This window comes from Azospirillum baldaniorum (genome assembly GCF_003119195.2).
Classification (GTDB): Bacteria; Pseudomonadota; Alphaproteobacteria; order Azospirillales; family Azospirillaceae; genus Azospirillum; species Azospirillum baldaniorum.
In genome coordinates this window covers 2,418,715-2,443,473 of the sequence record NZ_CP022253.1, presented here as the reverse complement: position 1 = coordinate 2,443,473, position 24,759 = coordinate 2,418,715, and the positions used below count along the sequence as shown (strand labels likewise).

27 protein-coding genes are annotated in these 24,759 nt (G+C 69.2%); 13 read left to right on the top strand and 14 right to left on the bottom strand.

Annotated elements, in window-relative coordinates; genetic code table 11:
• Nucleotides 1-81 precede the first annotated feature (81 nt).
• From Sp245p_RS11595 to Sp245p_RS11545, 11 genes are all read right to left on the bottom strand, one after another.
• Nucleotides 82-1,272, bottom strand: a complete 1,191-nt coding sequence (locus tag Sp245p_RS11595; protein WP_014239796.1) for a DegT/DnrJ/EryC1/StrS family aminotransferase — start codon at nt 1,270-1,272, stop codon at nt 82-84.
• A 14-nt stretch (nt 1,273-1,286) separates the two neighbouring features.
• A complete protein-coding gene (locus Sp245p_RS11590) occupies nt 1,287-1,571 on the bottom strand; it encodes a hypothetical protein (RefSeq protein WP_014239797.1) in 285 nt (94 codons plus the stop codon).
• A 5-nt stretch (nt 1,572-1,576) separates the two neighbouring features.
• Nucleotides 1,577-1,786, bottom strand: coding sequence for a putative nitrogen fixation protein NifT (gene nifT, locus Sp245p_RS11585; protein WP_035672252.1), 210 nt, complete (start codon nt 1,784-1,786; stop codon nt 1,577-1,579).
• 38 nt (nt 1,787-1,824) lie between these two features.
• Nucleotides 1,825-2,976, bottom strand: a complete 1,152-nt coding sequence (locus Sp245p_RS11580; RefSeq protein ID WP_109138518.1) for a cysteine desulfurase family protein — start codon at nt 2,974-2,976, stop codon at nt 1,825-1,827.
• Nucleotides 2,977-3,010: 34 nt separating this feature from the next.
• Nucleotides 3,011-3,322, bottom strand: a complete 312-nt coding sequence (locus Sp245p_RS11575; RefSeq protein ID WP_014239798.1) for a nitrogen fixation protein NifZ — start codon at nt 3,320-3,322, stop codon at nt 3,011-3,013.
• A gap of 23 nt (nt 3,323-3,345) precedes the next feature.
• On the bottom strand, nt 3,346-3,642 hold the full coding sequence (locus Sp245p_RS11570; protein WP_014239799.1) for a nitrogen fixation protein NifZ: 297 nt from the start codon (nt 3,640-3,642) through the stop codon (nt 3,346-3,348).
• A 40-nt stretch (nt 3,643-3,682) separates the two neighbouring features.
• Nucleotides 3,683-4,456, bottom strand: a complete 774-nt coding sequence (locus Sp245p_RS11565) for a 4Fe4S-binding leucine-rich repeat protein (protein WP_014239800.1) — start codon at nt 4,454-4,456, stop codon at nt 3,683-3,685.
• Complete coding sequence (locus Sp245p_RS11560) at nt 4,453-5,016, bottom strand: hypothetical protein (protein ID WP_014239801.1); 564 nt, start codon at nt 5,014-5,016, stop codon at nt 4,453-4,455. The genes Sp245p_RS11565 and Sp245p_RS11560 overlap by 4 nt, the downstream gene beginning before the upstream one ends.
• 44 nt (nt 5,017-5,060) lie before the next feature.
• Nucleotides 5,061-5,252 (bottom strand): 4Fe-4S binding protein, encoded by a 192-nt coding sequence (locus Sp245p_RS11555; RefSeq protein ID WP_014239802.1) that lies wholly within the window; start codon nt 5,250-5,252, stop codon nt 5,061-5,063.
• A gap of 79 nt (nt 5,253-5,331) precedes the next feature.
• Nucleotides 5,332-6,888, bottom strand: coding sequence for a nitrogenase cofactor biosynthesis protein NifB (nifB, locus tag Sp245p_RS11550; RefSeq protein ID WP_014239803.1), 1,557 nt, complete (start codon nt 6,886-6,888; stop codon nt 5,332-5,334).
• Between the two features lie 375 nt (nt 6,889-7,263).
• Nucleotides 7,264-8,157 carry an adenylate/guanylate cyclase domain-containing protein gene (locus Sp245p_RS11545; RefSeq protein ID WP_014239804.1) on the bottom strand — a complete coding sequence of 298 codons (894 nt, stop codon included), beginning with the start codon at nt 8,155-8,157 and terminating at the stop codon, nt 7,264-7,266.
• Between the two features lie 264 nt (nt 8,158-8,421).
• Between Sp245p_RS11545 and Sp245p_RS11540 the strand changes: the two genes are divergently transcribed.
• Nucleotides 8,422-9,468 carry a hypothetical protein gene (locus tag Sp245p_RS11540; RefSeq protein ID WP_014239805.1) on the top strand — a complete coding sequence of 349 codons (1,047 nt, stop codon included), beginning with the start codon at nt 8,422-8,424 and terminating at the stop codon, nt 9,466-9,468.
• A 22-nt stretch (nt 9,469-9,490) separates the two neighbouring features.
• On the opposite strand, the gene nifA is transcribed toward Sp245p_RS11540, so the two are convergent.
• Nucleotides 9,491-11,374: a nif-specific transcriptional activator NifA gene (gene nifA, locus Sp245p_RS11535; protein ID WP_109138622.1), complete on the bottom strand. Its 1,884-nt coding sequence runs from the start codon at nt 11,372-11,374 to the stop codon at nt 9,491-9,493.
• 367 nt (nt 11,375-11,741) lie between these two features.
• On the opposite strand from nifA, the gene Sp245p_RS11530 reads away from it, so the two are divergent.
• The 12 genes from Sp245p_RS11530 (at nt 11,742) to pcsA (ending at nt 23,731) form a co-directional block, all read left to right on the top strand.
• The gene (locus tag Sp245p_RS11530; RefSeq protein WP_014239808.1) at nt 11,742-12,392 is read left to right on the top strand and encodes a TetR/AcrR family transcriptional regulator; all 651 of its coding nucleotides are present in this window, start codon (nt 11,742-11,744) and stop codon (nt 12,390-12,392) included.
• A complete protein-coding gene (locus Sp245p_RS11525) occupies nt 12,389-13,336 on the top strand; it encodes an HlyD family secretion protein (RefSeq protein ID WP_014239809.1) in 948 nt (315 codons plus the stop codon). The genes Sp245p_RS11530 and Sp245p_RS11525 overlap by 4 nt, the downstream gene beginning before the upstream one ends.
• Complete coding sequence (locus tag Sp245p_RS11520) at nt 13,333-14,274, top strand: ABC transporter ATP-binding protein (RefSeq protein ID WP_014239810.1); 942 nt, start codon at nt 13,333-13,335, stop codon at nt 14,272-14,274. Before Sp245p_RS11525 ends, Sp245p_RS11520 begins: the two co-directional genes overlap by 4 nt.
• Before the next feature lie 25 nt (nt 14,275-14,299).
• Nucleotides 14,300-15,433 carry an ABC transporter permease gene (locus Sp245p_RS11515; RefSeq protein ID WP_014239811.1) on the top strand — a complete coding sequence of 378 codons (1,134 nt, stop codon included), beginning with the start codon at nt 14,300-14,302 and terminating at the stop codon, nt 15,431-15,433.
• A 135-nt stretch (nt 15,434-15,568) separates the two neighbouring features.
• The gene (mepA, locus tag Sp245p_RS11510; protein WP_109138516.1) at nt 15,569-16,516 is read left to right on the top strand and encodes a penicillin-insensitive murein endopeptidase; all 948 of its coding nucleotides are present in this window, start codon (nt 15,569-15,571) and stop codon (nt 16,514-16,516) included.
• Between the two features lie 103 nt (nt 16,517-16,619).
• Nucleotides 16,620-17,585: an SAM-dependent methyltransferase gene (locus Sp245p_RS11505; RefSeq protein ID WP_014239813.1), complete on the top strand. Its 966-nt coding sequence runs from the start codon at nt 16,620-16,622 to the stop codon at nt 17,583-17,585.
• 120 nt (nt 17,586-17,705) lie between these two features.
• Entirely contained in the window at nt 17,706-17,831 is a 126-nt protein-coding gene (ykgO, locus tag Sp245p_RS11500; protein ID WP_012973122.1) for a type B 50S ribosomal protein L36, read from the top strand.
• Nucleotides 17,832-18,045: 214 nt separating this feature from the next.
• Nucleotides 18,046-18,528: a methyltransferase domain-containing protein gene (locus tag Sp245p_RS11495; protein WP_014239815.1), complete on the top strand. Its 483-nt coding sequence runs from the start codon at nt 18,046-18,048 to the stop codon at nt 18,526-18,528.
• A 116-nt stretch (nt 18,529-18,644) separates the two neighbouring features.
• Complete coding sequence (locus Sp245p_RS11490; protein ID WP_014239816.1) at nt 18,645-20,132, top strand: FAD-linked oxidase C-terminal domain-containing protein; 1,488 nt, start codon at nt 18,645-18,647, stop codon at nt 20,130-20,132.
• Between the two features lie 10 nt (nt 20,133-20,142).
• Nucleotides 20,143-21,396, top strand: a complete 1,254-nt coding sequence (glcE, locus tag Sp245p_RS11485; RefSeq protein WP_014239817.1) for a glycolate oxidase subunit GlcE — start codon at nt 20,143-20,145, stop codon at nt 21,394-21,396.
• A 7-nt stretch (nt 21,397-21,403) separates the two neighbouring features.
• Nucleotides 21,404-22,750: a glycolate oxidase subunit GlcF gene (gene glcF, locus Sp245p_RS11480; protein WP_014239818.1), complete on the top strand. Its 1,347-nt coding sequence runs from the start codon at nt 21,404-21,406 to the stop codon at nt 22,748-22,750.
• Nucleotides 22,751-22,993: 243 nt separating this feature from the next.
• Nucleotides 22,994-23,731 (top strand): phosphatidylcholine synthase, encoded by a 738-nt coding sequence (gene pcsA / locus Sp245p_RS11475; protein ID WP_014239819.1) that lies wholly within the window; start codon nt 22,994-22,996, stop codon nt 23,729-23,731.
• Between the two features lie 6 nt (nt 23,732-23,737).
• Here pcsA and Sp245p_RS11470 read toward each other — a convergent pair whose 3' ends face one another.
• Nucleotides 23,738-24,013, bottom strand: coding sequence for a hypothetical protein (locus Sp245p_RS11470; protein WP_014239820.1), 276 nt, complete (start codon nt 24,011-24,013; stop codon nt 23,738-23,740).
• A 68-nt stretch (nt 24,014-24,081) separates the two neighbouring features.
• Nucleotides 24,082-24,759, bottom strand: coding sequence for a hypothetical protein (locus Sp245p_RS11465; protein ID WP_014239821.1), 678 nt, complete (start codon nt 24,757-24,759; stop codon nt 24,082-24,084).

Here is a 24,759-nt window from a genome sequence, read left to right as displayed (position 1 = left end):
TAACCCCGTTCGGCTGGCGTTTGCCCCCTCCCTGACCCTCCCCCGCTGGGCGGGGGAAAAGCGCTGGGAAGGGGTCGCGTTTCACAAATAGATCGCCGCGCCCGCCCCCGTGTTGACGGTGGCGTCCTTCAGCGTGTCCACGATGAACTGCACTTCGTCGGCGGTGACCTTGTGGTGCAGCGGCAGGGCCAGAACGCGGTCCACCGTCTTCTGGCAGACCGGGCAGTCGGCCCGGCTGGCGCCGCGCTCCTGGTAATATTGCTGGGTGTAGAGCGCCTGCCCGTAGTCTGACGCCTCGACGTCGTGGGTCGCCAAGTCCTCCAGCACCGCCTTGCGCCCCGACGCGGTGAAGCGGGTGCCGAGGTGGACGGCGTAGACCATCGGATGGACGTCGTCGGCGCCCGGCCCCTTGTAGGGCGGCTTGATGCCCTCGAAGGAGGCCATGGCCGCCTCGTAGTGGCCGACCACCTCCCGGCGCTTCGCCAGGATTTCCGGCAGGCGCTTCAACTGGACGAGGCCCAGCGCGGCGGTGATGTTGCTCATGCCCGCCTGGAAGGGAATGGTGCGGGTGATGACCACCGTGTTGCGGTGCTCCATCTCGCGGCGGCGCAGGTAGCGGAGCTGGTGGGCGAGATTGCGGTCGTCGGTGACGATCATCCCGCCTTCGCCGGTCACCAGCACGCCGGGTTCGGAAAAGTCGAAGACCGCGCAGTCGCCGAAACTGCCGACCAGCTTCCCCTTGTAGGACGAGCCGATGGCCTCGGTCGAATCCTCGATCAGGATCAGCCCCTTGTCGGTGGCGAGCGTGCGCAGCTCGTCCCAGTGGGCGGGGTGGCCGTTGACGTTGCCGGCCAGGATGGCCTTGGTCCGCGGCGTGATCCTGGCCTCGGCCTTCGCCGGGTTGATGGTGTGCTGCCAATAGTCGATGTCGACGAAGACCGGCTCCGCGCCGGCCAGCGCGATGGCGTGTTGCACCTGATGCCAGCCGAAGGGGGAGCAGAGAACCTCGTCCCCCGGCCCGATGCCGTAGGCCTTGAGCACCATCAGCGTGGCGATGGTGCCGCTGGACACCGCGACCGCGTGGGCGCGGCCGAGCCAGGCGGCGAAGGCCTGCTCGAACCCCTCCGTCATCCGCCCGTCGCCGAGGCTGCCGGAGGTGAGGATGCGGCTGATGACCGCCACCTCCGCTTCCGAAATGTCCGGGTCGATCAGCGGGATGTAGTCGCCAAGCTCCGCGTCGTCTTCGGCTGAGTTGTCCGGGGGCATCGTCATTCCGCGATCCTTATTCAGTCGTCCTCGTCCCGTTGCGCGATCACCACGCCGGTCGCCGTCTCCGGCTTGTTGGTGATGAGCCAGCAATGGTTGGTGCCGTCCACGAGGTAGAGGTTGAAGCCGGGCTCCTCCCGGAAGGCGTCCTCCGCCATCACCGCGGCGTGCGCCCCGGTGACGTTGGACAGGTCCGGGTGCGCCTCGCGAACGGCGCGGACCACGGCGTCGAGCCGGGTGCCGTTCGCGAAGAGGCCGCCGGCCAGGGCGGCGATGGCGTCGATCCGTTCCGGGGACAGGGCCATGGCCGTCACTCCGCGCCGCGCTTCTTGGCTTCGACGGTGATGGGCAGGCGGGTGTCCGCCGGCATCTCCGGCAGGTCGAGCGTCCAGCCGTTGGCGACCTTGACCCAGCCGCCCCACAGGCCCGGCTTCTCCATCTCGGTGATGGGCTCCTCCAGGTCCTTTTTGGCGACGTAGATCGTGTATTGCTCACCGGCCTTGCGCACCATCACCTTCATGTCACTCTCCAGTCGTCGTGTTTTGGGCTGTCGTTTGGTCAGGCCGCGATCCGCGCGTAGAGCGCGGGAAACTCGTTGAGGACCGATTCCACCTCCTCCGCCGTGCTGTAGCGGCTGAGGGAGAAGCGCAGGCTCGCCGCGGCCTCCGCCGGGGTCAGGCCCATGGCGGTCAGGACGTGGCTCGGCTCGTTGCCGCCGGACGCGCAGGCCGCCCCCATGGAGACGGCGATGCCGGCGCGGTCGAGCCGCATCAGCAGCTCCTCCGCGTCCAGCGGGCGGCCTTGCGGGTCGGCGAAGCGGATGTTGCTGGTGTTGGACAGGCGGGCCGCCCCCTCGCCGTTGACCCGGCTGCCCGGCCAGGCGGCGAGCACGCCGCGCTCCAGCCGGTCGCGCAGGATCGCCATGCCGCCGGCCTCCGCCACGCTGGCGGCGGCGCGGTTGGCGGCGGCGCCGAAGCCGACGATGGCCGGCACATTCTCCGTCCCGCCGCGGCGGTGGCGCTCCTGATGGCCGTGGATCAGCGGGGCGAAGGGCACGCCCTTGCGGATGAAGAGGGCGCCGATGCCCTTTGGCCCGTGCATCTTGTGGGCGGACAGGGTCAGCAGGTCGGCGTTCACCGCGTCCACCCGGATGGGCAGCCGCCCGGCGGCCTGCACCGCGTCGGTGTGGAACAGGGCGCCGCGCGCCTGGGCGATGTCGGCGGCGGCGCCGACCGGCTGGATCGCCCCGGTCTCGTTGTTCGCCCATAGGACGGAGACCAGAGCCGTCTCCGCCGTCACCGCGTCGCGCAGGTCGGCGAGCGCGATGGTGCCGGTGCCGTCCACCGGCAGGACGGTGACCCGCCAGCCCTGCCGTTCCAGATCATTCGCCAGCATCAGCGTCGAGGGATGCTCGATCGCCGTGGTGACGAGGTGGCGGCGCTCCGGACGCTCCGCCGCGACGGCGCGCAGCGTGCCGAGCAGGGCCGTGTGGTTGGCCTCGGTCGCGCTGGCGGTGAAGAGGATGTCCGCCGCCTTCGCGCCAACCAACGCCGCCACCCGGCCACGCGCCTCGCCCACCGCCCGCTTGGCGGCCATGCCGGCGGCGTGCGGGCTGGAGGGGTTGCCGAACTCCCCGGACAGGTGCGGCAGCATCGCCTCCCGCACCTCGGGGGCCAGCGGGGTCGTCGCGTTGTTGTCGAGATAGATCATGGGTCCATCGTCGGCTGTGGCACGGAGGGGGCGGTCAGTCCATCACGCCGGGGACGCCGCGGCGGCGGCCGTCGGCGGGCGTGATCTCCTCCTCCAGGCAGCCGACGACGACGCCGGCCGGGAACTCCACCAGATAGACGGGGATCTGCGTGCCCTCGGCGTGGCCGATGCGCACGATGGTGCCGGGCGTGCCCTTGGGGGCCAGCAGCGCGCCATCCTCGGCGTTGGGGTGGCTGCCGTCGTTGTGGAGGTCCACCGCGGCGGTGACCATCAGGCCCCAGTCGTAGAGCGGCTCGCGGGGTGGGATGAAGCCGGGCTTCTTCGCTTCGGTGACGGCGTCGCTCATCGCGTGCTCCTCAGGCGGGAAGGTCATTGCGGGTCGTTGCAGCGGGCGTCGACCAGTTCGAGTTCCTTGGCGCGCATGCCGACGATGATGCGCTTCTCGTAAAAGTCGATGCCGTATATGTAATACATCTGCAGATAGGTGCCGATCGACTTCACATAGCCGATGTCCCCGGTGCGGATCAGGAAGTCACCCATCGGGCGTCCGGGATAGGTGCCGTCGTTGCGCACGTCGCGAAGGGCGCGGACCTTCTGGCCCTCCTCGAAGGCGGGGCGGTCTTCCAGTTCGATCGTCTCGTTCGGATCGCGGGCGCGCTCGCGCATTCGGTGCTCCTTGTTCCGGTCAGTCGGGGGTCCGGGTGCGTCAGTCGGGGATCAGGTCGCCGGTGGCGGGCAGTCCGGCGCGGCGCTTCTGCGCCACGGTGCGGACATCGTCCACCGGGTCCTCGGTCAGCGGGGCGAGGTCTTCGGGCGGCAGGCGGCTGGCGACGACGAAGCGCACGCACCAGTCCGCATCGCCGGTCAGCGCGGACAGCTTTTCCGGCGGCAGGCGCCGGGCGACGACCATGCGCACGCGGGCGCTGTCGTCCCAGGCCATGCTCATCAGCCAGTCCAGCCCGATGCGGTTGGCGACCTCCAGCCGGATTTCCGGGTCCTCGTCGTGCATCATCGCCGGCAGCATGCCCTCGGGCACGCGGCGGGCGACGCGCAGGCGGACGGAGTAATCGGGGTCGCGCATCAGCGGCGAGAGGTCGGCGTCCTCCAGCCGGGAGGCGACGGCGATGCGCACCTCGCGGTCGGGGTCGCCGCGCATCTTCAGCAGCAGGCGGCGGGGCAGGCGGCGGGCGACGGCGGCGCGCACCGTCTCGTCGGGGTCGTCCATCAGCCGCGGCACGATGAAGATCGGCGCGAAGCGGGCGGCGTTGGCGCGGACTTCGAAATAGGGATGGTCGAGATGCTCGCCCGCCAGATCGCCGTTCCATTGGAAGAAACGCTGGATGCGCTTGGCGTAGCGGTCCTGCACGCAGGCGCGCAGCGGCTCGCAGCGCCCCTCGGCCAGACGGTCGCGGTAGGCGCAGCCGTCGCAGTCGACGGGGTTGCCCAGCCAGTCCAGCGCCTTGTCGATGTCGTCGCTCATGCGTCGTCCTCCGGGCCGGCTTCGTGTTGGCCGGCTTCATGACGGTCCGCGGCGGCGAGCAGGCGGGTGGTTCCGAAGCGGTCCTTCGGGTCCAGGTCCCGGACCTTGTTCAGGGCCTCGCGCCCTTCGGCCAGGCGGCCCAGGCGCAAATGCAGGTAGCCGACCGCGGTCAGGGCGAAGAGGAACAGGCGCGGAGCCGGCTCCAGGCCCGCGAAGTCCGCCCCCAATGACTTGGAAGAGTCCGGACCGACCATGCGCCAGTCGGTGTGGTTCAGGCCGATGGCCGCCATGGCGTGGCCGAGCATCCGCTCGCCGTAGAGCAAGGCGGTGTCCAGGTTCGCCTTGTAGAAGTGGAATTTGTAATGGCCGAGATCGACCAGCCGGTGCCCCGGCGCCAGCTCGGCGGCGCGGGCGAGGTAACGCTGCGCCGCCTCGGCGTCGGCGTGGCTGGCGGCGGCGAGATGCAGGAACCGCTCCGCCTCGGGCGGCAGGTCGCCGCCGTAGTAACGGCGGTTGAGCCAGCCTTCATCCACCTCGTCCAGCATGGCGGTGCGCTCCATGGGCACCCTCTCCCGTGATGGGACGGGAGAGGGGTTTCGGGCGATCAGGCCGGGACGCAGCAGTCGGCCGGGCAGACCGAGGCGCATTGCGGGCTGGAGAACTGGCCCTTGCACTCGGTGCACAGGTCCGCGTTGATGGCGTAGGCGCCCTTCTTGAAGCTGATGGCGTTGTTCGGGCACTCGGCCTCGCAGGCGCCGCAGGCGGTGCAGTCGGAAGCCTTGATCTTGTAAGCCATGACACTCTCCTTGCAGGTGGGGCGGCTGTTGCGGTGGGCCGCCGGGTAAATCCGTGGGTTCTGGTCGGTCTCTTGGGTATCAGGCGCGCAGGGCGGTGAAGGCGCCGGTGCGGATCACCGCGTCCTGGCCCTCGCGGGCGTTGATCGCACCTTGGCCGAGCCGCTCGGCATAGTCCTTGAAGTAGGTCAATGCCGACTCCTCGATGTATTCGAAGGCGAAGCGGTCAACCGGCTCGATGCCCGCGTCCTTGAGGCTCGTCGAGGGGCAGCCGCCGATCTTGGCGACGAAGACCGCGGTGCAGTCGTTGATCGCCGACAGCACGCCGCCGAGCGCGTCCTCGTCGCCCGAGCCGCCTTCGCAATACTGGTCGACGCGGCGGTGGCCGACGAACTTGGCGCCCTTCGGACCGACCTCGTAGATCTGGAATTCCTTGGCGTGGCCGAAATGCTCGTTGATGCGCTCGCCGCCCTTGGTGGCGACGGCGATCAGGATCGGCTGCACTTCGGTGCCGACCGTCTCGGCGACGTCGGCCTGTGCTGCGGCCTTGGCGGCGTGGCGCCCGGCGCGCTCGCCCTCCACATGCTCGCGGTAGGTGCGGGCGGCCTCCTGGTCGTACTCGACCTCGCCCATCGCCTCGATCTGGTCGATGGTGAATTCGGAACCGCGGTCCTCACCCAGCAGGCCGACCGCGTCGGCGCGGCACTGGCGGCAGTGGCGCATCAGCTTGGCCCCGCCCTCGCACTGGTCCTGCAGGACCTTCAACTCCTGCGCGGTCGGGCCGCGCTGGCCGGTCAGCCCGAAATGCGTGCCGTGCGCCGGGTCGGAGATCAGCGGCATGATGTTGTGCAGGAAGGCGCCGCGCGACTTCACGGCCTTGTTCACGTCCATCAGGTGCTCGTCGTTGATCCCCGGGATCATGACGGAGTTCACCTTCACCAGGATGCCGCGCGACGTCAGCATCTCCAGCCCGAGCATCTGCCGCTCGTGCAGGATCTTGGCGGCGTCCAGGCCGGTCCAGCGCTTGTGGTCGTGGAAGATCCAGGGGTAGATGTGCTGCCCGACCTCGGGATCGACCATGTTGATGGTGATCGTGACGTGGTCGATGTTGTAGTTCGCGATGGTGTCCACATGGTCGGGCAGGGCCAGACCGTTGGTGGACAGGCACAGCTTGAGGTCCGGCGCCTTCTTTGCCAGCATCTCGAAGGTCTTGAAGGTGTTCTTGCCGCCCGCCGCCAGGCTGTCGCCGGGGCCGGCGATGCCGATGACGGAGAGCTGCGGGATTTCCTTGGCCACCGCCATGATCTTGCGGAGCGCCTGATCGGGGGTCAGCTTCTCGGAGACCACGCCCGGCCGGCTCTCGTTCGAGCAGTCGTATTTGCGGTTGCAGTAGTTGCACTGGATGTTGCAGGCCGGCGCCACGGCGACGTGCATGCGGGCGAAGTAGTGATGCGCCTCCTCGGAGTAGCAGGGGTGGTTCTTCACCTTCTCCCACACCTCCGGCGCCATGTCGGCGGGGCCGTCCGACGACCCGCAGGAGGAGGACGCGCAGCCGGAGGCGGCGGCGGGCGGCGCCTCGGCGGCGGCTTTCAGCTCACCCACGCCCAGGATGCTGTCGAGCGAAATAACGTTGGCCATCGTCCACTCCCTTCCCAGCCGCGCCGTCGGCGCCCTTGGTCAGGTCGTTAAAAGCAAGTTCGGGGCCAACCGGGTGATTTGTGGATTTTCAGTGAGTTATGGGGATGCGTCGGGCGTGTGGGCCATGTCGGCAATCCGACAAAGGCGGACAAAGCCCAACAATGGCCGACAATGACGCCGCCTGTCGGGGACCCGACACGGGGGCTCAAAAAATAGCGGAGTGGGCGATGGCTCCCTCTCCCGCCCCGGGAGAGGGGGGCGCCCGAGGCGCCGGGTGAGGGTCGTGCGAGGATCAGCGGTTCAACCCTTGCCGGCACCCTCACCCTCCCGCCGCTGCCGCGGCGGGTCCCTCCCTCTCCCGGGGCGGGAGAGGGTTCAGCGGGCACTCCCGACCTGGAAGGTCAGGACATGGTCCTCGTCCGGCCGCAGCGGCTCTCCCCCGAACCCGATCAGCCCGCTGCCGGTCAGCTTCGTCGAATCGCGACGCAGCAGCAGGGAGGGGGAGTCGCCCGTGCGGATGAAGGTGCCGTTGGTCGAATGGTCGGTCAGCAGGAAGCCGCCGCGGCTGAAGTCGATCACCGCGTGCTGGCGCGAGGTGCGGCGCGACGGGATGCGCAGGCCGCAGCCCTCGTCACGCCCCACCGTGACGCGCGGCAGCAGCGGGGTCAGCGTCGCGTCGGCGCCGCGCCCGGACAGCCGCAGGGACGGCAGGCCGCGCCCGTTGCCGGGGATCGATGTGGTAAAGGCGACGGTGGCGTTGTCTTCGGCCTCCGGCGCGGCATCGTCGCCGCGGATCTGGTGGACGCGGACCGGGGCTGCCTTTCCCTTCACCGCGACGCTGTTCAGAAGGCGGGCCCGCGTCCGCAGCGGCGGGGAGAGGCGGTCAACCAGATCGTCGGTCGCCAGGATCTCGCCGGGGCGGGCGATGGATTCCAGCCGGGCGGCGACGTTGCAGGCGTCGCCGTAGAGGTCGCCGGGGCCGGCGATCACCGGGCCGAAATGCAGCCCGGCACGCAGGCGAAGCCCGAAATCCGCCTGCCGCTCCATCATGGCGAGCGCGGCGCGGGTGGCGCCGTCGCTCATGGGGAAGCAGGCCAGCAGCCCATCGCCCAGGCTTTTCACCACCGTGCCGCCGTTCTCCCCGACGATCCGGCGCAAGCCTTCCAGCGCCCGCTGGGTCAGCGCCGCCGCCTTGCGGTCGCCCGCCAGTTCGTAGAGCAGCGTGCTGTCGGCGATGTCCACGAAGAGGAGCGCGAGGGGCTTTTCCATCCCGTGCAAAGGCCCGAAGCTGGAGGTTGCGGGAAGCGGGGCACAGCGTAAAGCCGGTGTTCCACTGTCATATCACAACCGTTCGTAACGGTTACAGGGACCTTGGAACCCGCAGGCCGCACGGCTGACGTGCCGCAGCCGGATCGCCGATCAGCCCTCAAAGGTTATATTGCGCGTTTATTTCTTCTCTCATAAGATGTGGTTCGGAGAATTCGCCGCGGTTGGACGTGCATCGCCGCCGGCCGGCCTTTCAGGGAGGGGATCATGACGGTATCGGGTGTGACCTCGGCGGCTTCGTCGTTGCCGGTCCTGCCCCGATCCACCGAGGCGCCCGCATCGCCGGGGGCGACCGCCGCGAGCGGCGCTGCCGCGTCCGATCGCGTGGCGCTGAGCGGGTTGGGCGGGGCGCTTCGCGGCGACGGGCTGACCGCCTTCGGGGTCCTGTCGGACGCCCAGCGCCAGCAGTTGGCCGATCTCGTCGACAGCGGGAAGATCAGCGGCGAGACGGTCAACGACGCGCTCACGCAACGGTTGAAGCAGGCCCGCGTCAGCGCCATGGGCGCGACTCAGCGTATGTACAACAACGATCACGCTGATCTTTTCTTCGATGAGGCGACCAGCGTCGACGATCTGCGCGGTGCCCTGTCCCAGACGCTGGCCCGGCGGTCGTCGCTGATGGACAAGCTGACCGCGGCGATGAACGAGGATGAACGGGCGGCGGCGTCGACCGATCTGGCGGCGCGAACGATGAATCCGCTCCTGGCGAAGGACCGGATGGGAATGTCGCGCTACATCATGCCGGGCTTCTTCTCCATGGACTTTTCCGATTCCCGTCTGAATTCCACGAAGAAGCAGGGGGATGCCACCTACAGCCTGAAGGCGTTGGGCGTCGATCTCGACGCGATCGACAAGGCGCTGCGCAAGACCGGCGAAGAGGACGCCGCCGCCATCCTGTCGGAGCGGGCAGGCTTGCCGACCTCCCGAAAGGTGGCGGCCGATCAGGACTATTCGGTGGACGACGCCCTGGTCAAGCCCCTGACCGCGCCACCGGGCGCTTCGCCGCCGGATGCCCGCGACTACCCGAATCCCCTCGACTACGGCAGGAAGCTGCGCGAGTTTCTCCAGGCATCCGTCGCGAACATGCGCAAGGTCGGTGAACTGGGAGGGCACACGGTGTATCAGGTCGACCGTCCCCCCGACCCTATCCAGCGCTCCCGGGACCTCCCGACGCCTTCATCAGCGGGCGCCGCCATCGCTCAGGGAGAGCCGGTGGATCGCGCGTACATGATCGGTTTGGCCACCCGTTACTGATCGGCCTGCGGTTGTCCGGCCCTCAGAAGCGCTTGATCTCGATGTTGTACTTGCGCAGGGCATAGCTCACCTGACGGGTCGTCATGCCGAGCAGGCGGGCGGCCTTGGCCTGCACCCAGCCGGTGCGCTCCATCGCCCAGAGCAATCGGTCGCGCAGCGATCCCGACTCCGGCTCGTCCAGCGGCACCTCCGCGGCGGGCGGCGGAGCGGCGTTGGCAACCGATGCGGCCGGGGGAGCCGCGGCGGCGGGCGCGCTCGGTTCCGGCAGGGGCAGCGGGATCAGGGGGACCGGAACCACCGGCTGGGCGGCGCCGCAGACCGGCGACGGGCCGGCGGAACAGCCCGACGCGCAGGCCGGCCACGCGCCGCCGCCGGCACCCACCGGCTCCGGCACCGGGGCCGGCATCGCCGGCATCTTCGGCGCGTTGGCCGGCGCCGGAACGCCGGGGCGTCCGGGAGGAGCGCGGTTGACGGCCCCCGGCCCCATGGACGGGGCGAGCCCGCCGACCGACGCGCCCAGCGTGCGGTACTGGAACAGGACCGAGGAGTTGCAGAGGTTCAGGCTGCAGGACAGGGACTCGGTGCGGATGATGCCGTCGCGCGACTGGGTGGCCGCGCGCTCGATGCAGTTCTCCAGCTCGCGCACGTTGCCGGGCCAGGTGCAGCGGTTCAGCACCTCCAGCGCCTCGTCCTCCATGACGAGGGCCATACCGTTGTCCTTGGCGAACTTCGCCACGAAATGGCGGGCCAGCGGGCCGATGTCCTGGCGCCGTTCGCGCAGCGGCGGCAGATGGATCGTCACCACGTTGATGCGGAAATACAGGTCGGCGCGGAACTTGCCGTGGCCGACCGCCTCCTCCAGGTTCAGGTTGGTGGCGCAGATCAGCCGGACGTCGGTCTTGATGGTCTTGGACCCGCCGACCCGCTCGAACTCCTGCTCCTGCAGCACGCGCAGCAGCTTGGCCTGGAAGTTGGGCGAGATGTCGCCGATCTCGTCGAGGAACAGCGTGCCGCCCGACGCCAGTTCGAATCGGCCCTTGTGGTCCTTCTGCGCGCCGGTGAAGGCGCCCTTCTCATGGCCGAACAGCTCCGATTCCAGAAGCGATTCCGGTAGGGCGGCGCAGTTCACGCGGATGAAGGGGGCATCCTTGCGCGGCGACATGTTGTGGATGGCCCGCGCGATCAGCTCCTTGCCGGTGCCGCTCTCGCCGCGGATCAGCACGGTGGACTTGAAGGGCGCCACCCGGTGGACCTGGGCCATCACCTCCAGCATGTTGGGGCTGGTGCAGACCACGTCGTTGATCGGGGCGGCGATGGGCCGCAGCTCCTTCTGCATGCGGAAGGTTTCCCGCATCATGAAGCGGCGCTCCTCGGCCACGGTGCGGTGCAGCCGCACGGTCTGGCCGATCAGGTTGGCGACCATGGTCAGGAAGCGCACGTCGCTGCCGAAATGGCCCTGCGGCCCCTCGTCGGAAATGCGGTCGATGGTCAGCACGCCGACGACCACCCCCGCCGCTTTGATCGGCACGCCGACCAGCGAGGCCACCTGCTCATCCAGGTCCTCGCGCCCGCCGGTGCGGTTGAGGAACAGCGGCTCCTCCGCCAGATTCGGGACGACGGCGGGCATGCCGGTCTTCAGAATGCGGCCGGTGATGCCTTCCCCGTCGCGGAATTCGATCTGCGCCGCGGCCTCGTTCGACAGGCCGTTCGCGGCCACGAGACGCAGCACATTGTCCTCGCCGACCAGATAGACGCGCCCGCGGTGCATCTGCAGCTGGTAGGCCAGCGCGCGAAGCACCTCGCGCAGGGTCTGCTGGAGGTCGAGAGAGGAACCGAGGATCTTGCTGACCTCATAGATGGTCAGCAGTTCCAGGTTCGACGTGGACTGGCGCATTGCACCCGGCATGATCGACACCCCCTGCTCAACCGGGACTCCGGACGCCGCGCACCGGCGCGCTCGTCGAATTGATCCCGGCACGGCGCCTTGAACCGTTCCTCCCGGGGTGGGGTGTGCGCTCGTTGCGGATCGGCGCCTTTGACCACCGGTGCGCCCGCCGCGCGTGCTTCCGTGACAAGCCGTTCGCGCTGCGGACTGTCGAAAGTTTCGGAAACTCTCGGTCGAAAGGCAAGCCCTTTTGCATATCAGTTGCTGCGGCGCACAATGACTTATGGCTGCGGCAGAACGGCGCAACCCTTGAGAAAACTGGAATTTCTACTGTCAAACAGCTAATAACTGACTGGTCAGTAATATTTTCTCCACCCTGGAGGACGGCATGCCGGAGGATGATCCCGCCGTTCCGCGCTGGCGCCGCCGCAAGGAGGCGCGCCCCCGGGAGATCGTCGACGCGGCCCTGACCGTCTTCGGCGAGCGCGGTTTCGCGGCAACCCGGCTGGACGACGTCGCGGCGCGGGCCGGGGTCAGCAAAGGCACGCTCTACCTCTACTTCCCGAACAAGGAGGAGCTGTTCAAGGCGGTGGTCCGCGAGGCCATCCTGCCCAACCTGAACATGGCCGAGCGTCTGCTGGCCGGGGCGCAGGGGCCAAGCTTCGCCGTGTTGGAAACGCTGCTGACCCTCTTCGCGACGCGCATCCTGAAATCCCGCGCCGGCGCCATCCCCAAGCTGATCATCGCCGAGGCCGGCAATTTCCCCGACCTCGCCCGCTTCTATTACGACGAGGTGATCCGCCGTGCTTTCGCCCTGCTGGCGGCGGTGCTGGAGCGCGGCATGGCGCGCGGGGAGTTCCGCCCGGTGGACGTCGACTCGACCGTCCGGCTGATCGTCGCGCCGATGCTGATGAGCGCGCTGTGGCGCTCCTCCTTCGAAGCGCTGGAGGGCCGCCCGCCGGACGTCGCGGCTCTGCTGGCCGCCCATCTCGACGCGCTGCGCCGGACCCTCGCTCCGGAGGGAGGGCCGCCGTCATGAGCTGGATCGCCGAAACGCTGGCGGCGGCCCTGTCCGTCCTCGGGCTGGGCGGTGGGTACGCCGTGCCGCTGGCCCACGGCTATGCGGAGGGCGAGTATCTGCGCATCGCCGCTCCGGTGGCCGGGACGCTCGACACGCTGGCGGTGACGCGCGGCGGGCGGGTGGAGGCGGGCGCGCCCCTCTTCGCGCTCGACCGCACCAGCGCGCGGGCGGAGCGCGACCGGCTTGCCGCCGCGCTGGCGCAGGCGCGGGCGCAGCTGGCCGACCTGCGGACCGGCCGGCGCCCCGACGAGCTGGCGGTGGTCGCCGCCCAGCGCGCGCAGGCCGAGGCGGCGCTGCGCTATTCCGAAGCGGAGCTGGCGCGGCAGCAGACGCTGGTGGCGCGCAAGGTCAGCTCCGACGACCGGCTGGACGCCGCCCGCGCCAGCCGCGACGGCGACCGCGCGCGGCTGGAGGAGCTGACCGCGCAACTGGCCGTCTCCAACCTGCCGGCCCGCCCCGACCAGATCCGCGCGGCGGAGGACGCCGTCGCCCAGGCCGAGGCGGCCCTGGCCCAGGCGGACAGGCGCCTCGCCGAAATGGCTCCGCCGGCACCCGAGGCGGCGCTGGTCGAGGACACGCTGTTCAACCCCGGCGAATGGGTGCCGGCGGGCGCCCCGGTGGTCTCGCTGCTGCCGCCGGAGAAGCGGAAGCTGGTGGTCTTCGTCCCGGAGCCGCTGATGGCCCGCGTCCGTCCGGGGGACCGGGTGACCGTGCGTTGCGACGGCTGCCCGCCCGGCCTGACGGCGCGCGTGACCTATGTGGCGCCGCGGGTGGAATACACCCCGCCGGTGATCTACAGCGTCGGCAGCCGCGAGAAGCTGGTCTTCCGCGTGGAAGCGCGGCTGGAGGACGGGGCGGCGCTCAACCCCGGTCTTCCGGTGGACGTGGAACTGCCGCCATGACCGGAGACGCCGTCATCGACGTCCGCGGTCTGGTCAAGCGCTTCGGCGCCAAGACGGTGGTGGACGGCTTCTCCATCCGGGTGGCGCGCGGGCAAATCTATGGTTTCCTGGGGCCGAACGGGTCGGGCAAGACGACGACCATCCGCATGCTCTGCGGGCTGCTGACCCCCGACGCCGGGGAGGGGACCTGCCTCGGGCTCGACATCCGCCGCCAGAGCGCCGCCATCAAGCGGCAGGTCGGCTACATGACCCAGAAGTTCAGCTTCTGGGAGGATTTGAGCATCGCCGAGAATCTGGATTTCGTCGCCCGCATGTACGGGTTGCCGGACCGGCGGCAGAAGGTTGTCGCGGCGCTGGAGCGGCTGGGGCTGGGCAACCGGCGGGCGCAGTTGGCGGGCGAACTGTCCGGCGGCTGGAAGCAGCGTCTGGCGCTGGCTGCCTGCATCCTGCATGAGCCGAAGCTGCTGCTGCTCGACGAGCCCACCGCCGGCGTCGATCCCAAGGCGCGGCGGGAGTTCTGGGACGAGATCCACCGGCTGGCCGCCGAGGGTCTGACCGTGCTGGTCAGCACCCATTACATGGACGAGGCCGAACGCTGCCACGCCATCGCCTACCTCGCCTATGGCCGGCTGATGACCCAGGGCAGCGTGGAGGAGGTGATCGCCACCTCGGGTCTGGTCACCTACGAGGTCGGCGCGCGGGGGGCGGGCGGGGCGGACCTCGGGCACGTCGCGGCGTCGCTGCGCGACCGTCCGGGTGTCGAGATGGTCGCCGCCTTCGGCGCCCGGCTGCATGTCAGCGGCGGCGATGGTGCGGAACTGGAGGAGGCGTTGCGCCCCTGGGCCGCTGACTCGGGCCTGCTGGTGCGGCGGACGGAGCCCACGCTGGAGGATGTGTTCATCCATTTGATGAACCGAAGCACGGACAACTTCGCATGACCACGCCAGCGGAAGGACAAATGCCATGACGCACTTTTCCTTCGCGCGCTTCGTCGCGGTGATGGTGAAGGAGTTCATCCAGATGCGGCGCGACCGGCTGACCTTCGCCATGATGGTGGGAGTGCCGGTGCTCCAGCTCGTGCTGTTCGGCTTCGCCATCAACTCCGATCCCAAGAGCCTGCCGACCGCCGTCCACGCCGCCGACTCCAGCCCCTTCGCGCGCACGCTGGTGTCGGCCATGGCGAATTCCGGCTATTTCGACGTGACCCGCGCCGCCGGCAGCCCGGCGGAGCTGGACCGCCTGCTGGCGGAAGGGCGGGTGCAGTTCGCCGTCACCATTCCCGCCGGCTTCGCTCGCGACCTGCAGCGGGGCGAGCGCCCGGTGCTGTTGGTCGAGGCCGACGCGACCGACCCGGCGGCGACCAGCAACGCGCTGGCCGCCCTGTCCACCCTCGTGCGGCAGGCGCTGGACCCCGACCTGACCGGGCCGCTGGCTCCTCTGCGCTCCACGCCCGACCCGGTCGAGCTGCGGGTCCACCGCCGCTACAACCCGGAGGGCATCACCCAGTACAACGTGGTGCCCGGCCTGATGGGCGTGGTCCTGACCATGACCATGGTGATGATGACCGCCCTGGCCGTCACCCGCGAGCGGGAGCGCGGGACGATGGAGAACCTGCTGGCGATGCCGGTCCGCCCGTTCGAGGTGATGCTGGGCAAGATCGTGCCCTTCATCCTGGTCGGCTACATCCAGGTCGTCATCATCGTTCTGGCCGCCCGGCTGCTGTTCGGCGTGCCCCTCGTCGGCAGCCTTGCCCTGCTGTCCGCCGTGTTGGTGCTGTTCATCGCCGCCAATCTGGCGGTGGGGTTCACCTTCTCCACCGTGGCGAAGAACCAGCTCCAGGCGATGCAGATGTCCTTCTTCTTCTTTCTGCCGTCCATGCTGCTGTCCGGCTTCATGTTCCCCTTCCGCGGCATGCCCGGCTGGGCGCAGGCGGTGGGGGAGGTCCTGCCACTCACCCATTTCCTGCGCATCGTCCGCGGCATCCTCCTGAAAGGCAACGGCCCGGCGGAAATCGCGGGGGAGGTGGCGGCGCTGCTGCTCTTCCTGGCGGTGGTCACGATCGTCGCGCTGAAACGCTATCGGCAGACCTTGGACTGAGCAGTAAACGGAGGCCGGGTGCGGCCCTTCATCCTTGTCGGCAAGTCGAAACCGGTTGTGACATGAGCGTGAGCCTCACGTTTCGTTAAGAAACATTGGCTCTAATCTTTCCCGATTGGCGGTCCGTGGGGGAAGATGATGGGGCGCTTGGCGGTTGGCCCGACGATCGGGATTCTTGCGGCGGCCCTGATCGCCGCCGCTCTCGCCGGACCGGCCGAAGCCGGATCGCACAAGAAGAAGAAGCCCGCACCGCCGGCTCCCAATTCCATCGCCTGGAGCCAGGTGAGCGGTCCCGCCCTGGGGCCGGCCCAGTCCATCGGCGGCTACGCCGCGGGCTGCATCACGGGGGCGCAGGCGCTGCCGGGGGAGGGCACCGGCTATCAGGTGATCCGCATGTCCCGCCAACGCTATTACGGCCATCCGGAACTGATCGACTATCTGAAGGGCTTCGGGCGGAAGGTCGCGGCGGCCGGGCTGGGAACCGCGCTGATCGGCGACATGGGGCAGGCGCGCGGCGGCCCGATGAGCTTCGGCCACGCCAGCCACCAGATCGGGCTCGACGCCGACGTCTGGCTGCGGCTCGACCACCCGCCGATGGGCCGCAACGCGCGGGAAAGCCTGACTGAGATCAAATACGTCGATTACGGGCGTGTCCGCGTCACCGAGGACTGGTCGGAACGGCAGGCCCAGCTTGTCCGCATCGCCGCCAGCGACCCTCGGGTGACCCGCATCTTCGTCAACCCGGCGATCAAGCTCGCCATGTGCCGCCATTCCTGGCCGGACCGCGCCTTCCTGCGCAAGCTGCGGCCCTGGCACGGCCATGACGGGCACATGCACATCCGCCTGGGCTGCCCGGCGGGAAGCCCGCAGTGCGAGGACCAGCGCGACATTCCCGACGGCGACGGCTGCGGCGACGAGGTCGCGTCCTGGCTCGGCTCCGTCTACCCGGTGGTGGAGAGGCACAACGGCAAGCCGCAGCCGCGCTACGTCAGCATGCCGCCCGCCTGCACGCCGGTGCTGCGCGCGGCCGGGACGCGGGTCGCCGCCATGGACGATCCGCACGCGGAGAAGGCGTTACGGTAATGTGACGCAGGATTTTGCGCTTGCACGAACGGAGCGCCCGGATACTGTGAAAGTCGGAATGAATTCGTCCGGCGGTCCAGGCAACGGGGCAGGCGCGAAGGCGATGAGCGATAACAGCGGACACGATCACGCGGGCGCTCCCCGCATCACGCTCAAGACCCGCCTTCACGCCTGGTGGGAGGGGTACGACCTCTCCGGCCTGAAGGGCCGGGGCGGCGAGGAGGACGGCAAGCCGCAGGCCGGCACCGCTCCGGCCCAGCCCGCCGCCCGCGGCCATGGCCCCGGCGTGAACCGCTGGGGCAAGCCGCTGTGGAGCGCCAACCGGATCGAGGTGGCGGAGAAGCTGTGGGGCGAGGGCTTCAACACGCCGGGCGGCCACGACCACATCCCCTACTTGGTGAAGCCGCTCGGGCTGAATCCGGCGATGAGCGTGCTGGACCTGTCGGCCGGTCTGGGCGGCACCAGCCGCACCATGACGAGCAAGTATGGCTGCTGGGTGACCGGCCTGGAGGCGTCGGAGCTTCTGGCGAAGGAGGGGATGATCCGCTCCTTCAAGGAAGGGCTGGAGAAGAAGGCCCCGATCGAAACCTACGACCCGGAGAATTTCAGCTATCCCAAGCGCGTGGACGCCATCGTCTACAAGGAAGGGATGTTCTCCGTCCGCGGCAAGGACCAGCTGTTCGACGGGATGGAACTGGCGTTGAAGCCGCGTGGCCATCTGCTGATGACCGATTACGTGATCGAACCGGCCCTGGCCGGGGCCAAGGCCGTGCAGGTCTGGTGCGACAAGGAGCCGATGCAGCCGCATTTGTGGTCCAAGGACCAGATGGCCGCCGCCTTCGCCCAGCGGAACCTCGACCTGCGAATCGCCGAGGACATCACCGACACCCACCGCGGCCTGATCGTGAGCGCCATCCAGGGGCTGGTCGAGCATCTGGAACGCCATCATCTGGATCACGACACCAAGCTCGCCGTGATGGACGAGGTTGAGCTGTGGGTCCGCCGCGTGTCCGCCATCGAGGCGGGGATGCGGGTGTGTCGTTTCTACGCGCTGAAACCGGCAGAGTAGCGTCGAAACGGCCGCATCCTGCGGGAAACGCAACCACGACGGGGGCCGTTGACAGCGGGGGTGCGCCGCACTATGGTGCGCGCCTTCGATCGAGCCGCCGACCGACCAGGATGAAGAACTATGAAGATCGTTAACTCTCTCAAGTCGATGAAGACGCGCCACAAGGCCTGCCGCGTGATCCGCCGCAAGGGCCGCGTCTACGTCATCAACAAGCAGAACCCGCGCTTCAAGGCCCGCCAGGGCTGAGACCGGCGGCCGGGTCCGCCCGGCCGACGAGTGCTGTGTTGTTGAACGCGACGCCGCGCCGTTCCCTTGGGACGGCGCGGCGTCGCGTTTTGCGTGCCTGGCGTTTGTTTCGGTTGAAAGCGGCATCAATTCCGGACAGTTTCAGGTAGCCTGTGCGATCCGGAGTTGTTGGATGACCAAGAGTTTGAGTGCCAAAAGTTTAGTCACCAGAAGTTTGGATCTGGGTTGCGGTCCCAACCCGAAGAATCCCTTCTCTGCGAGCGAACTGTTCGGGCTCGACGTCGAGGACCACCCCGCACCGCACATCCGGACGGCGGATCTGGCCGTGGATGCGCTTCCCTTCGAGGACGGCCACTTCGATTATGTCACCGCCTTCGATGTGATCGAGCATGTTCCGCGAATCGTCTACGCGCCGCATCGCCGCTACAGCTTCATCGCGCTGATGGATGAGATCTACCGCGTCCTGAAGCCGGACGGGCTCTTCTACGCCCAGACCCCGGCCTATCCGCACGCCGAGGCGTTCCAGGACCCCACCCACGTCAACATCATCACCGAGAACACCTTCGCCCTCTACTTCGACGACCAGCACCGTTGGGCGGCCAATTACGGCTTTCGCGGGGCCTTCCGGGTCCTATCGCAGGAATGGCGCGGCTTCCACCTGCTGTCGACGCTTCAGAAGGCGCCCGCTCCGGCCTGACCGGGTGGCGGGCGTCAAAAGGGGGACTGGTGCCGGCGCGGCTTCGATGCTACCTCTGAAAAAGGAACGCCGCAGGAACAACCCCGGCGACCGAAAAGAGGGGAGGACGGCCGGCCATGCGGATGCCCGCGCCCGACGACGGCGTCATCGCGCGCCGCCGCGAGATCATCGCAGCGCTGCGGGCCATCGTGCCCGGCGAGGGGGTGATCGCCGACGAAAGCGAACTGCGCGCCTATGAATGCGACGGGCTGACCGCCTACCGCCAGCTTCCCATGGTCGTGGTGCTCCCCAGCACGGTGGAGCAGGTGAGCCGGGTGCTACGGACCTGCAAGGAGATGGGGGTGAAGGTGGTGCCGCGCGGCGCCGGCACCTCCCTGTCGGGCGGGGCGCTGCCGCTGGCCGACGGAGTGCTGCTGGGGATGGGCAAGTTCAACCGCATCCTCGACATCGACTTCGCCAACCGCTGCGTGGTGACCCAGCCTGGGGTGACCAACCTCGGCATCTCCACCGCGGTGGCGCATGAGGGCTTCTATTACGCGCCCGATCCCTCCAGCCAGATCGCCTGCACCATCGGCGGCAACATCGCGGAGAATTCCGGCGGGGTGCATTGCCTGAAATACGGGCTGACCACCAACAACGTGCTGGGGCTGGAGATGGTGCTGATGGACGGCACCGTCCTGCGGCTGGGTGGCAAGCACCTCGACGCCGGCGGCTACGACCTGATGGGCGTGGTCACCGGCTCCGAGGGGCTGCTGGGGGTGGTGACCGAGGTCACGGTGCGCATCCTGAAGAAGCCGGCCACCGCCCGCGCCGTGCTGATCGGCTTCCCGACCAGCGAGCAGGGCGGCGACTGCGTGGCGGCCATCATCGCCGCGGGCATCATCCCCGGCGGCATGGAGATGATGGACAAGCCGGCCATCCATGCGGCGGAGGATTTCGTCCACGCTGGCTATCCGCTGGACGTCGAGGCCCTGCTGATCGTCGAACTGGACGGCCCGGCGGCGGAGGTCGACCATCTGATCGACCAGGTGGCGGAGATCGCGCGGTCCAAGGGCTGCTGCTACTCCCGAGTCTCGACCTCGGAGGAGGAGCGGCTGTCCTTCTGGGCCGGGCGCAAGGCGGCCTTCCCGGCGGTGGGGCGAATCAGCCCCGATTACTACTGCATGGACGGCACCATCCCGCGCAAGGCGCTGCCGCTGGTGCTGCACCGCATGCAGGAGATGTCCGACCGCTACGCCCTGCGGGTCGCCAACGTCTTCCACGCCGGGGACGGCAACCTGCACCCGCTGATCCTCTACGACGCCAACAAGCCGGGCGAGCTGGAGCGGGCGGAGGCCTTCGGCAACGACATCCTGCGCCTGTGCGTGGAGGTCGGCGGCGTGCTGACCGGCGAGCATGGCGTGGGGGTGGAGAAGCGCGACCTGATGACCGACCAGTTCGACGAGGTCGATCTCGACCAGCAGCAGCGCATCAAATGCGCCTTCGACCCCGACGGGCTGCTGAACCCCGGCAAGGTCTTTCCCAAGCTGCACCGCTGCGCCGAGCTGGGCCGCGTGCACATCCACAAGGGGGAGCTGCGCTTTCCCGACATCCCCCGCTTCTGAGGCCATCCGCATGACCGTGACCACCGTCAAGCCCGACTCGGCGGCCCAGGCCGCCGATGCGGTGCGCTGGGCCTTATCGGAAGGGACGCCGCTGGACGTCGCCGGTTCGGGGTCCAAGCGCGGCCTCGGGCGCCCGATCCAGACCGCCTACACCCTCGACCTCTCCGGCCTGTCCGGAGTCGTCGCCTACGAGGCGGAAGAGCTGGTGCTGACCGCCAGGGCCGGCACGCCGATGGCCGAGATTCTGCCGATGCTGGCGGAGCGGCGGCAGCAGTTCGCCTTCGAGCCGCAGGACCTCGGGCCGCTGTTCGGCCGGCCGGAGGGGCAGGGGACGCTGGGCGGGGTGATATCCTGCGGGTTGGCCGGGCCGCGGCGCATCAGCGCCGGCTCCGCCCGCGACCACACGCTGGGCATCGAGGGGGTGAACGGGCGCGGCGACCTCTACAAGGGCGGCGGCAAGGTGGTGAAGAACGTCACCGGCTACGACGTGCCCAAGCTGATGGCCGGATCCTTCGGCACGCTGACCGTGCTGACGGAGCTGACGGTGAAGGTGCTGCCGGCGTCGGAGGACGTGCGGACGCTTCTGCTGGCCGGGCGCGAGGACGCCGGGGCCGTGGCGGCGCTGACCGCGGCGCTGCAGAGCCCCTACGACGTGTCCGGCGCCGCCCATCTGCCGGCCGCGGTGGCGGCGCGATCCCATGTGCGGGCGGTCGCCGCGGTGGGCGGGGCGGTCACGCTGGTGCGGGTGGAGGGCTTCGGCCCGTCCGTCATCGCCCGCGTCGCCGCGCTGAAGGAGGAGTTGGGCGCCGACGCCGTGCTGGACCGGGACGAGTCGCTGGCGGTGTGGAAGGAGGTTCGGGACGTGGCGTATTTTGGGCCCACTCCCTCCCCTGCGTCAGCGGGGGAGGGTTGGGGTGGGGGCGAGGACTCCCGCCACATCTGGAAAATCTCCGTCCAGCCTTCCGAAGGGCCGCGCGTGGCGGAGTCGATCCGTTGGGCGCTGGACGCGGAATTGTACTTCGACTGGGGCGGCGGGCTGATCTGGGCGGCGGTGGCGCCGACGCCCGATGCCGCCTCGGCGATCCGCGGCGCGCTGGGCACCGCCGGCCACGCGACTCTGGTGCGCGCGCCCGAGGACGTGCGGACCACGACGGAGGTGTTCCACCCGCTGCCCGATCCGGTGAAGGCGCTGAGCCGCCGGGTGAAGGAGAGCTTCGACCCCTGCGGCATCCTGAACCCCGGCCGCATGTACGCGGGAGTGTAAGGCATCCATGCAGACCAACTTCACGCTGACCCAGCTCGCCAACGCTGATTACCGGGACTCGGAAGCGATCCTGCGCAAGTGCGTCCATTGCGGCTTCTGCACCGCGACCTGTCCGACCTACGTCCTGCTGGGCGACGAGTTGGACAGCCCGCGCGGCCGCATCTACCAGATCAAGGACATGCTGGAAAAGGGCGGGCCGCCCACCGAGCATCAGGTGAAGCACGTCGACCGCTGCCTCTCCTGCCTGTCCTGCATGACGACCTGCCCGTCGGGCGTCAATTACATGCATCTGGTCGATCACGCCCGCGCCCATATCGAGGCGACCCACGCCCGCCCGCCCGCCGACCGCGCCATCCGCGACCTGCTGGCCCGCGTGCTGCCCAACCCGCGGCTGTTCCGGCTGGCCCTGATCGCCGCCTGGTTCGGAAAGCCCTTCGCCGGGCTGCTGCCGGGACGGCTGGGCGCGCTGCTGGCGCTGGCCCCGAAATCGGTGCCGGGGCCGAGCCACAGCGACCGTCCGGGCAGCCACCCGGCGGTCGGGCCGCGCCGCAAGCGCGCCGCCCTGTTGGTCGGCTGCGCCCAGCAGGTGCTGGCCCCGCAGATCAACGAGGCGACCATCCGCCTGCTGAACCGCCAGGGAGTGGAGGTGGTGGTGGCCAAGGGGGCCGACTGTTGCGGCGCCCTGACCCATCACATGGGCAAGACCGACCTCAGCGACGCCGCCGCGAAGAAGACCATCAACGCCTGGATCGCCGAGATGGACGGGGAGGGGCTGGACGCCATCATCGTCAACACGTCGGGCTGCGGCACCACGGTGAAGGACTACGCCTTCCAGTTCCGCGAGGACGCGGAATACGCGCCCAAGGCGCTGCGCGTGGCGGCCATCGCCCGCGACGTGACGGAGTTCCTGGCGGAGATCGGTCTGTCCGCTCCCGTGATCGAGACGGGGCAGGCCATCGCCTACCATTCCGCCTGTTCCATGCAGCATGGCCAGCGCATCAAGGACCCGCCGCGCCATCTGCTGCGCGGCGCCGGTTTCGAGGTGAAGGAGATCCCGGAGGCGCACATCTGCTGCGGTTCCGCCGGCACCTACAACATGCTTCAGCCGGAGATCGCCGTGCAGTTGCGCGACCGCAAGGTCCGCAACATCGAGAGCACGAAGGCCGCCGCCATCGCCGCCGGCAACCTTGGCTGCATCACCCAGATCGCCACCGGCACCGGGCTGCCCGTCGTTCACACGGTCGAGTTGCTGGATTGGGCGACCGGCGGCCCGAAGCCCGACGCCCTGCGGGACAGCCCGGCCTTCGCCGGTCCCGCCCAGGCGCCGGGTGCTGCGGTGCGCGCCGCGGAGTAGGTCGTCGGGAACCCTCTCCCGTCCCGGGAGAGGGAAGGGGCCCGCGCGAAGCGTGGGAAGGGTGAGGGTGCCGGCAACGGGCTGGCCATGATCCTTGAATGGACCCTCATCCGGCGCCTTCGGCGCCCCCCTCCCGGGGCGGGAGAGGGGGCTCCGTGCTGTGTGCCGGCCTCCAACACCGACCCCCTTGGACTTTTCGCGGCGTATGGCTAGGTTGGCGCCAACGGGACGATGAGGCGCTCAGTGGACAGCGGGTTCAAGGACGACAGCGACGGCGGGTACGGGATCGTGCGGCGGCTGTCGGCCTGGGGGGTGCACGCCTTCACGGGCAGCGGCGTGGTGCTGGGATTGCTGGCGCTGCTCGCCGCGGTCAACGGCGAGGCCAAGGCGTGCCTCGGCTGGCTGGGGCTGGCGCTGGTGGTCGACGGGGTGGACGGCACGCTGGCCCGCCGCGCCTCGGTGAAGGAGGTGCTGCCGGGCATCGACGGGTCGGCGCTGGACCTCGTGGTCGACTATCTGACCTACGTCGTCGTTCCGGCAGTCTTCCTGTACCGTTTCGGCCTGCTGCCCGACGGGCTGGGCGTGGCGCTGGCCGCCTTCATCATGATGACGTCGCTCTACTGCTTCTCGAACACCGGGATGAAGAGCGGCGACAACTACTTCGTCGGCTTTCCGGCGATCTGGAACGTGGTCGCGCTCTATCTGTGGCTTCTGGCGCTCGACCCGTGGGTCAACACCGCCGTGGTGCTGGTTCTCGGCCTGCTGACCTTCACGACGGTGAAGTTCCTGCATCCTTTCCGGGTGCGCCGCTGGATGCGCCTGAATCTTCTGGTCAGCGGCGCCTGGCTGGCCTCCAGCGCGGCGCTGGTGGTCCTGTATCCGGACCGTCCCGACGCCGTCTGGTACGTCTGGCTGGCCAGCAGCGCTTATTACGCCGCGATCTGCGCGTGGCGGACGCTGCGGGGGCCGGCCCAAGCGTAGGCCGAGTTAAGGCTTTTCAGGAGCGGTCTCCCGGTTGATGTCGTCCTTGGCGTCGCGGGCCTTCTGCTGGATGGCCGCGCCGGCGTCCTGCATCATGCGGCCGGCCTCGGCGCCGATGCCCTTGGCGGCCTCGCCCACGCGCTCCGCGGTCTGGTCCACCGCGCGTCCGATCTCCTGGCCGGTCTTTTCCGCCGACTGCTGGTCGTCGCAGGCGGCCAGCAGCGGCAGGGCCAGGAGGGGAAGGGCAAGGACGGCGGTGCGAATCCCGTTACGACGAGCCATGGGATGGTCTCCACAGTTGATCCATGGAGGCGTAACGGTTCGCGGGGGTGTTTGGTGCCCGCCCTCCATCAAAAGCGGTAGGAGGCGGTGATGGCGACCACCGGCCAGAAGCGGGCGGCGCGGATCGAATCCTCGACCTCGCGGCGCTGGTCTTCCAGGACGGCGGCGATGGCCGGCGTGGTCGCCGCGCCCGGCGCGCTCAGGCTGACCCGCGGCTTGCCCTGGAACAGCACGCCGAGATCGACGCCGACGCTGAAGTTGGGGCTGAACACCGTGCCGTTGTAGCCGATGCCGGCGTAGGGGGCGAAGCGGTCGAACTTGGCCTCGCCGTCGAGCTGGCCGGCCTGCTGCGGCGTGACCACCACCCCGCCGAAGCTGCGCGGGCCGGACAGGGTGCCCGTCAGGTCGGCCTTGTTGTAGTTGATCCGCGCGCCGCCGCTGATGCGGAAGCCGGTGCCGGCGACCGGATAGAGGTCCAGCACCGCGCCGAAGCTGCGCAGCTTCACATCCAGGTCGTAATCGACGCCGGAGATGCCGCGGTCGGTGCTGAAGGTGAACATGTTGCCGCCCAGGCGCAGCCCGAACATCGGATTCACCCGGTAACCGGCCTCCAGCCCAAGCCCCAGCGTGCTGGCCTGCGCGCCGACATGGAAAGGGGATTCGACCGGACCATCCATGGTCTGGGCGGTGGCGGCGGAGGCTCCGGCAGCAGCGAGGGCGAAGGCGAGAAGGGCGGCGGTGCGCAT

Bases quoted from the DNA above. Each gene is read 5' to 3' on its own strand.
- Sp245p_RS11595 (WP_014239796.1), bottom strand. From the start codon at position 1,272: ATGACGATGCCCCCGGACAACTCAGCCGAAGACGACGCGGAGCTTGGC.
- Sp245p_RS11590 (WP_014239797.1), bottom strand. From the start codon at position 1,571: ATGGCCCTGTCCCCGGAACGGATCGACGCCATCGCCGCCCTGGCCGGC.
- nifT (WP_035672252.1), bottom strand. From the start codon at position 1,786: ATGAAGGTGATGGTGCGCAAGGCCGGTGAGCAATACACGATCTACGTC.
- Sp245p_RS11580 (WP_109138518.1), bottom strand. From the start codon at position 2,976: ATGATCTATCTCGACAACAACGCGACGACCCCGCTGGCCCCCGAGGTG.
- Sp245p_RS11575 (WP_014239798.1), bottom strand. From the start codon at position 3,322: ATGAGCGACGCCGTCACCGAAGCGAAGAAGCCCGGCTTCATCCCACCC.
- Sp245p_RS11570 (WP_014239799.1), bottom strand. From the start codon at position 3,642: ATGCGCGAGCGCGCCCGCGATCCGAACGAGACGATCGAACTGGAAGAC.
- Sp245p_RS11565 (WP_014239800.1), bottom strand. From the start codon at position 4,456: ATGAGCGACGACATCGACAAGGCGCTGGACTGGCTGGGCAACCCCGTC.
- Sp245p_RS11560 (WP_014239801.1), bottom strand. From the start codon at position 5,016: ATGGAGCGCACCGCCATGCTGGACGAGGTGGATGAAGGCTGGCTCAAC.
- Sp245p_RS11555 (WP_014239802.1), bottom strand. From the start codon at position 5,252: ATGGCTTACAAGATCAAGGCTTCCGACTGCACCGCCTGCGGCGCCTGC.
- nifB (WP_014239803.1), bottom strand. From the start codon at position 6,888: ATGGCCAACGTTATTTCGCTCGACAGCATCCTGGGCGTGGGTGAGCTG.
- Sp245p_RS11545 (WP_014239804.1), bottom strand. From the start codon at position 8,157: ATGGAAAAGCCCCTCGCGCTCCTCTTCGTGGACATCGCCGACAGCACG.
- Sp245p_RS11540 (WP_014239805.1), top strand. From the start codon at position 8,422: ATGACGGTATCGGGTGTGACCTCGGCGGCTTCGTCGTTGCCGGTCCTG.
- nifA (WP_109138622.1), bottom strand. From the start codon at position 11,374: ATGCCGGGTGCAATGCGCCAGTCCACGTCGAACCTGGAACTGCTGACC.
- Sp245p_RS11530 (WP_014239808.1), top strand. From the start codon at position 11,742: ATGCCGGAGGATGATCCCGCCGTTCCGCGCTGGCGCCGCCGCAAGGAG.
- Sp245p_RS11525 (WP_014239809.1), top strand. From the start codon at position 12,389: ATGAGCTGGATCGCCGAAACGCTGGCGGCGGCCCTGTCCGTCCTCGGG.
- Sp245p_RS11520 (WP_014239810.1), top strand. From the start codon at position 13,333: ATGACCGGAGACGCCGTCATCGACGTCCGCGGTCTGGTCAAGCGCTTC.
- Sp245p_RS11515 (WP_014239811.1), top strand. From the start codon at position 14,300: ATGACGCACTTTTCCTTCGCGCGCTTCGTCGCGGTGATGGTGAAGGAG.
- mepA (WP_109138516.1), top strand. From the start codon at position 15,569: ATGATGGGGCGCTTGGCGGTTGGCCCGACGATCGGGATTCTTGCGGCG.
- Sp245p_RS11505 (WP_014239813.1), top strand. From the start codon at position 16,620: ATGAGCGATAACAGCGGACACGATCACGCGGGCGCTCCCCGCATCACG.
- ykgO (WP_012973122.1), top strand. From the start codon at position 17,706: ATGAAGATCGTTAACTCTCTCAAGTCGATGAAGACGCGCCACAAGGCC.
- Sp245p_RS11490 (WP_014239816.1), top strand. From the start codon at position 18,645: ATGCGGATGCCCGCGCCCGACGACGGCGTCATCGCGCGCCGCCGCGAG.
- glcE (WP_014239817.1), top strand. From the start codon at position 20,143: ATGACCGTGACCACCGTCAAGCCCGACTCGGCGGCCCAGGCCGCCGAT.
- glcF (WP_014239818.1), top strand. From the start codon at position 21,404: ATGCAGACCAACTTCACGCTGACCCAGCTCGCCAACGCTGATTACCGG.
- Sp245p_RS11470 (WP_014239820.1), bottom strand. From the start codon at position 24,013: ATGGCTCGTCGTAACGGGATTCGCACCGCCGTCCTTGCCCTTCCCCTC.
- Sp245p_RS11465 (WP_014239821.1), bottom strand. From the start codon at position 24,759: ATGCGCACCGCCGCCCTTCTCGCCTTCGCCCTCGCTGCTGCCGGAGCC.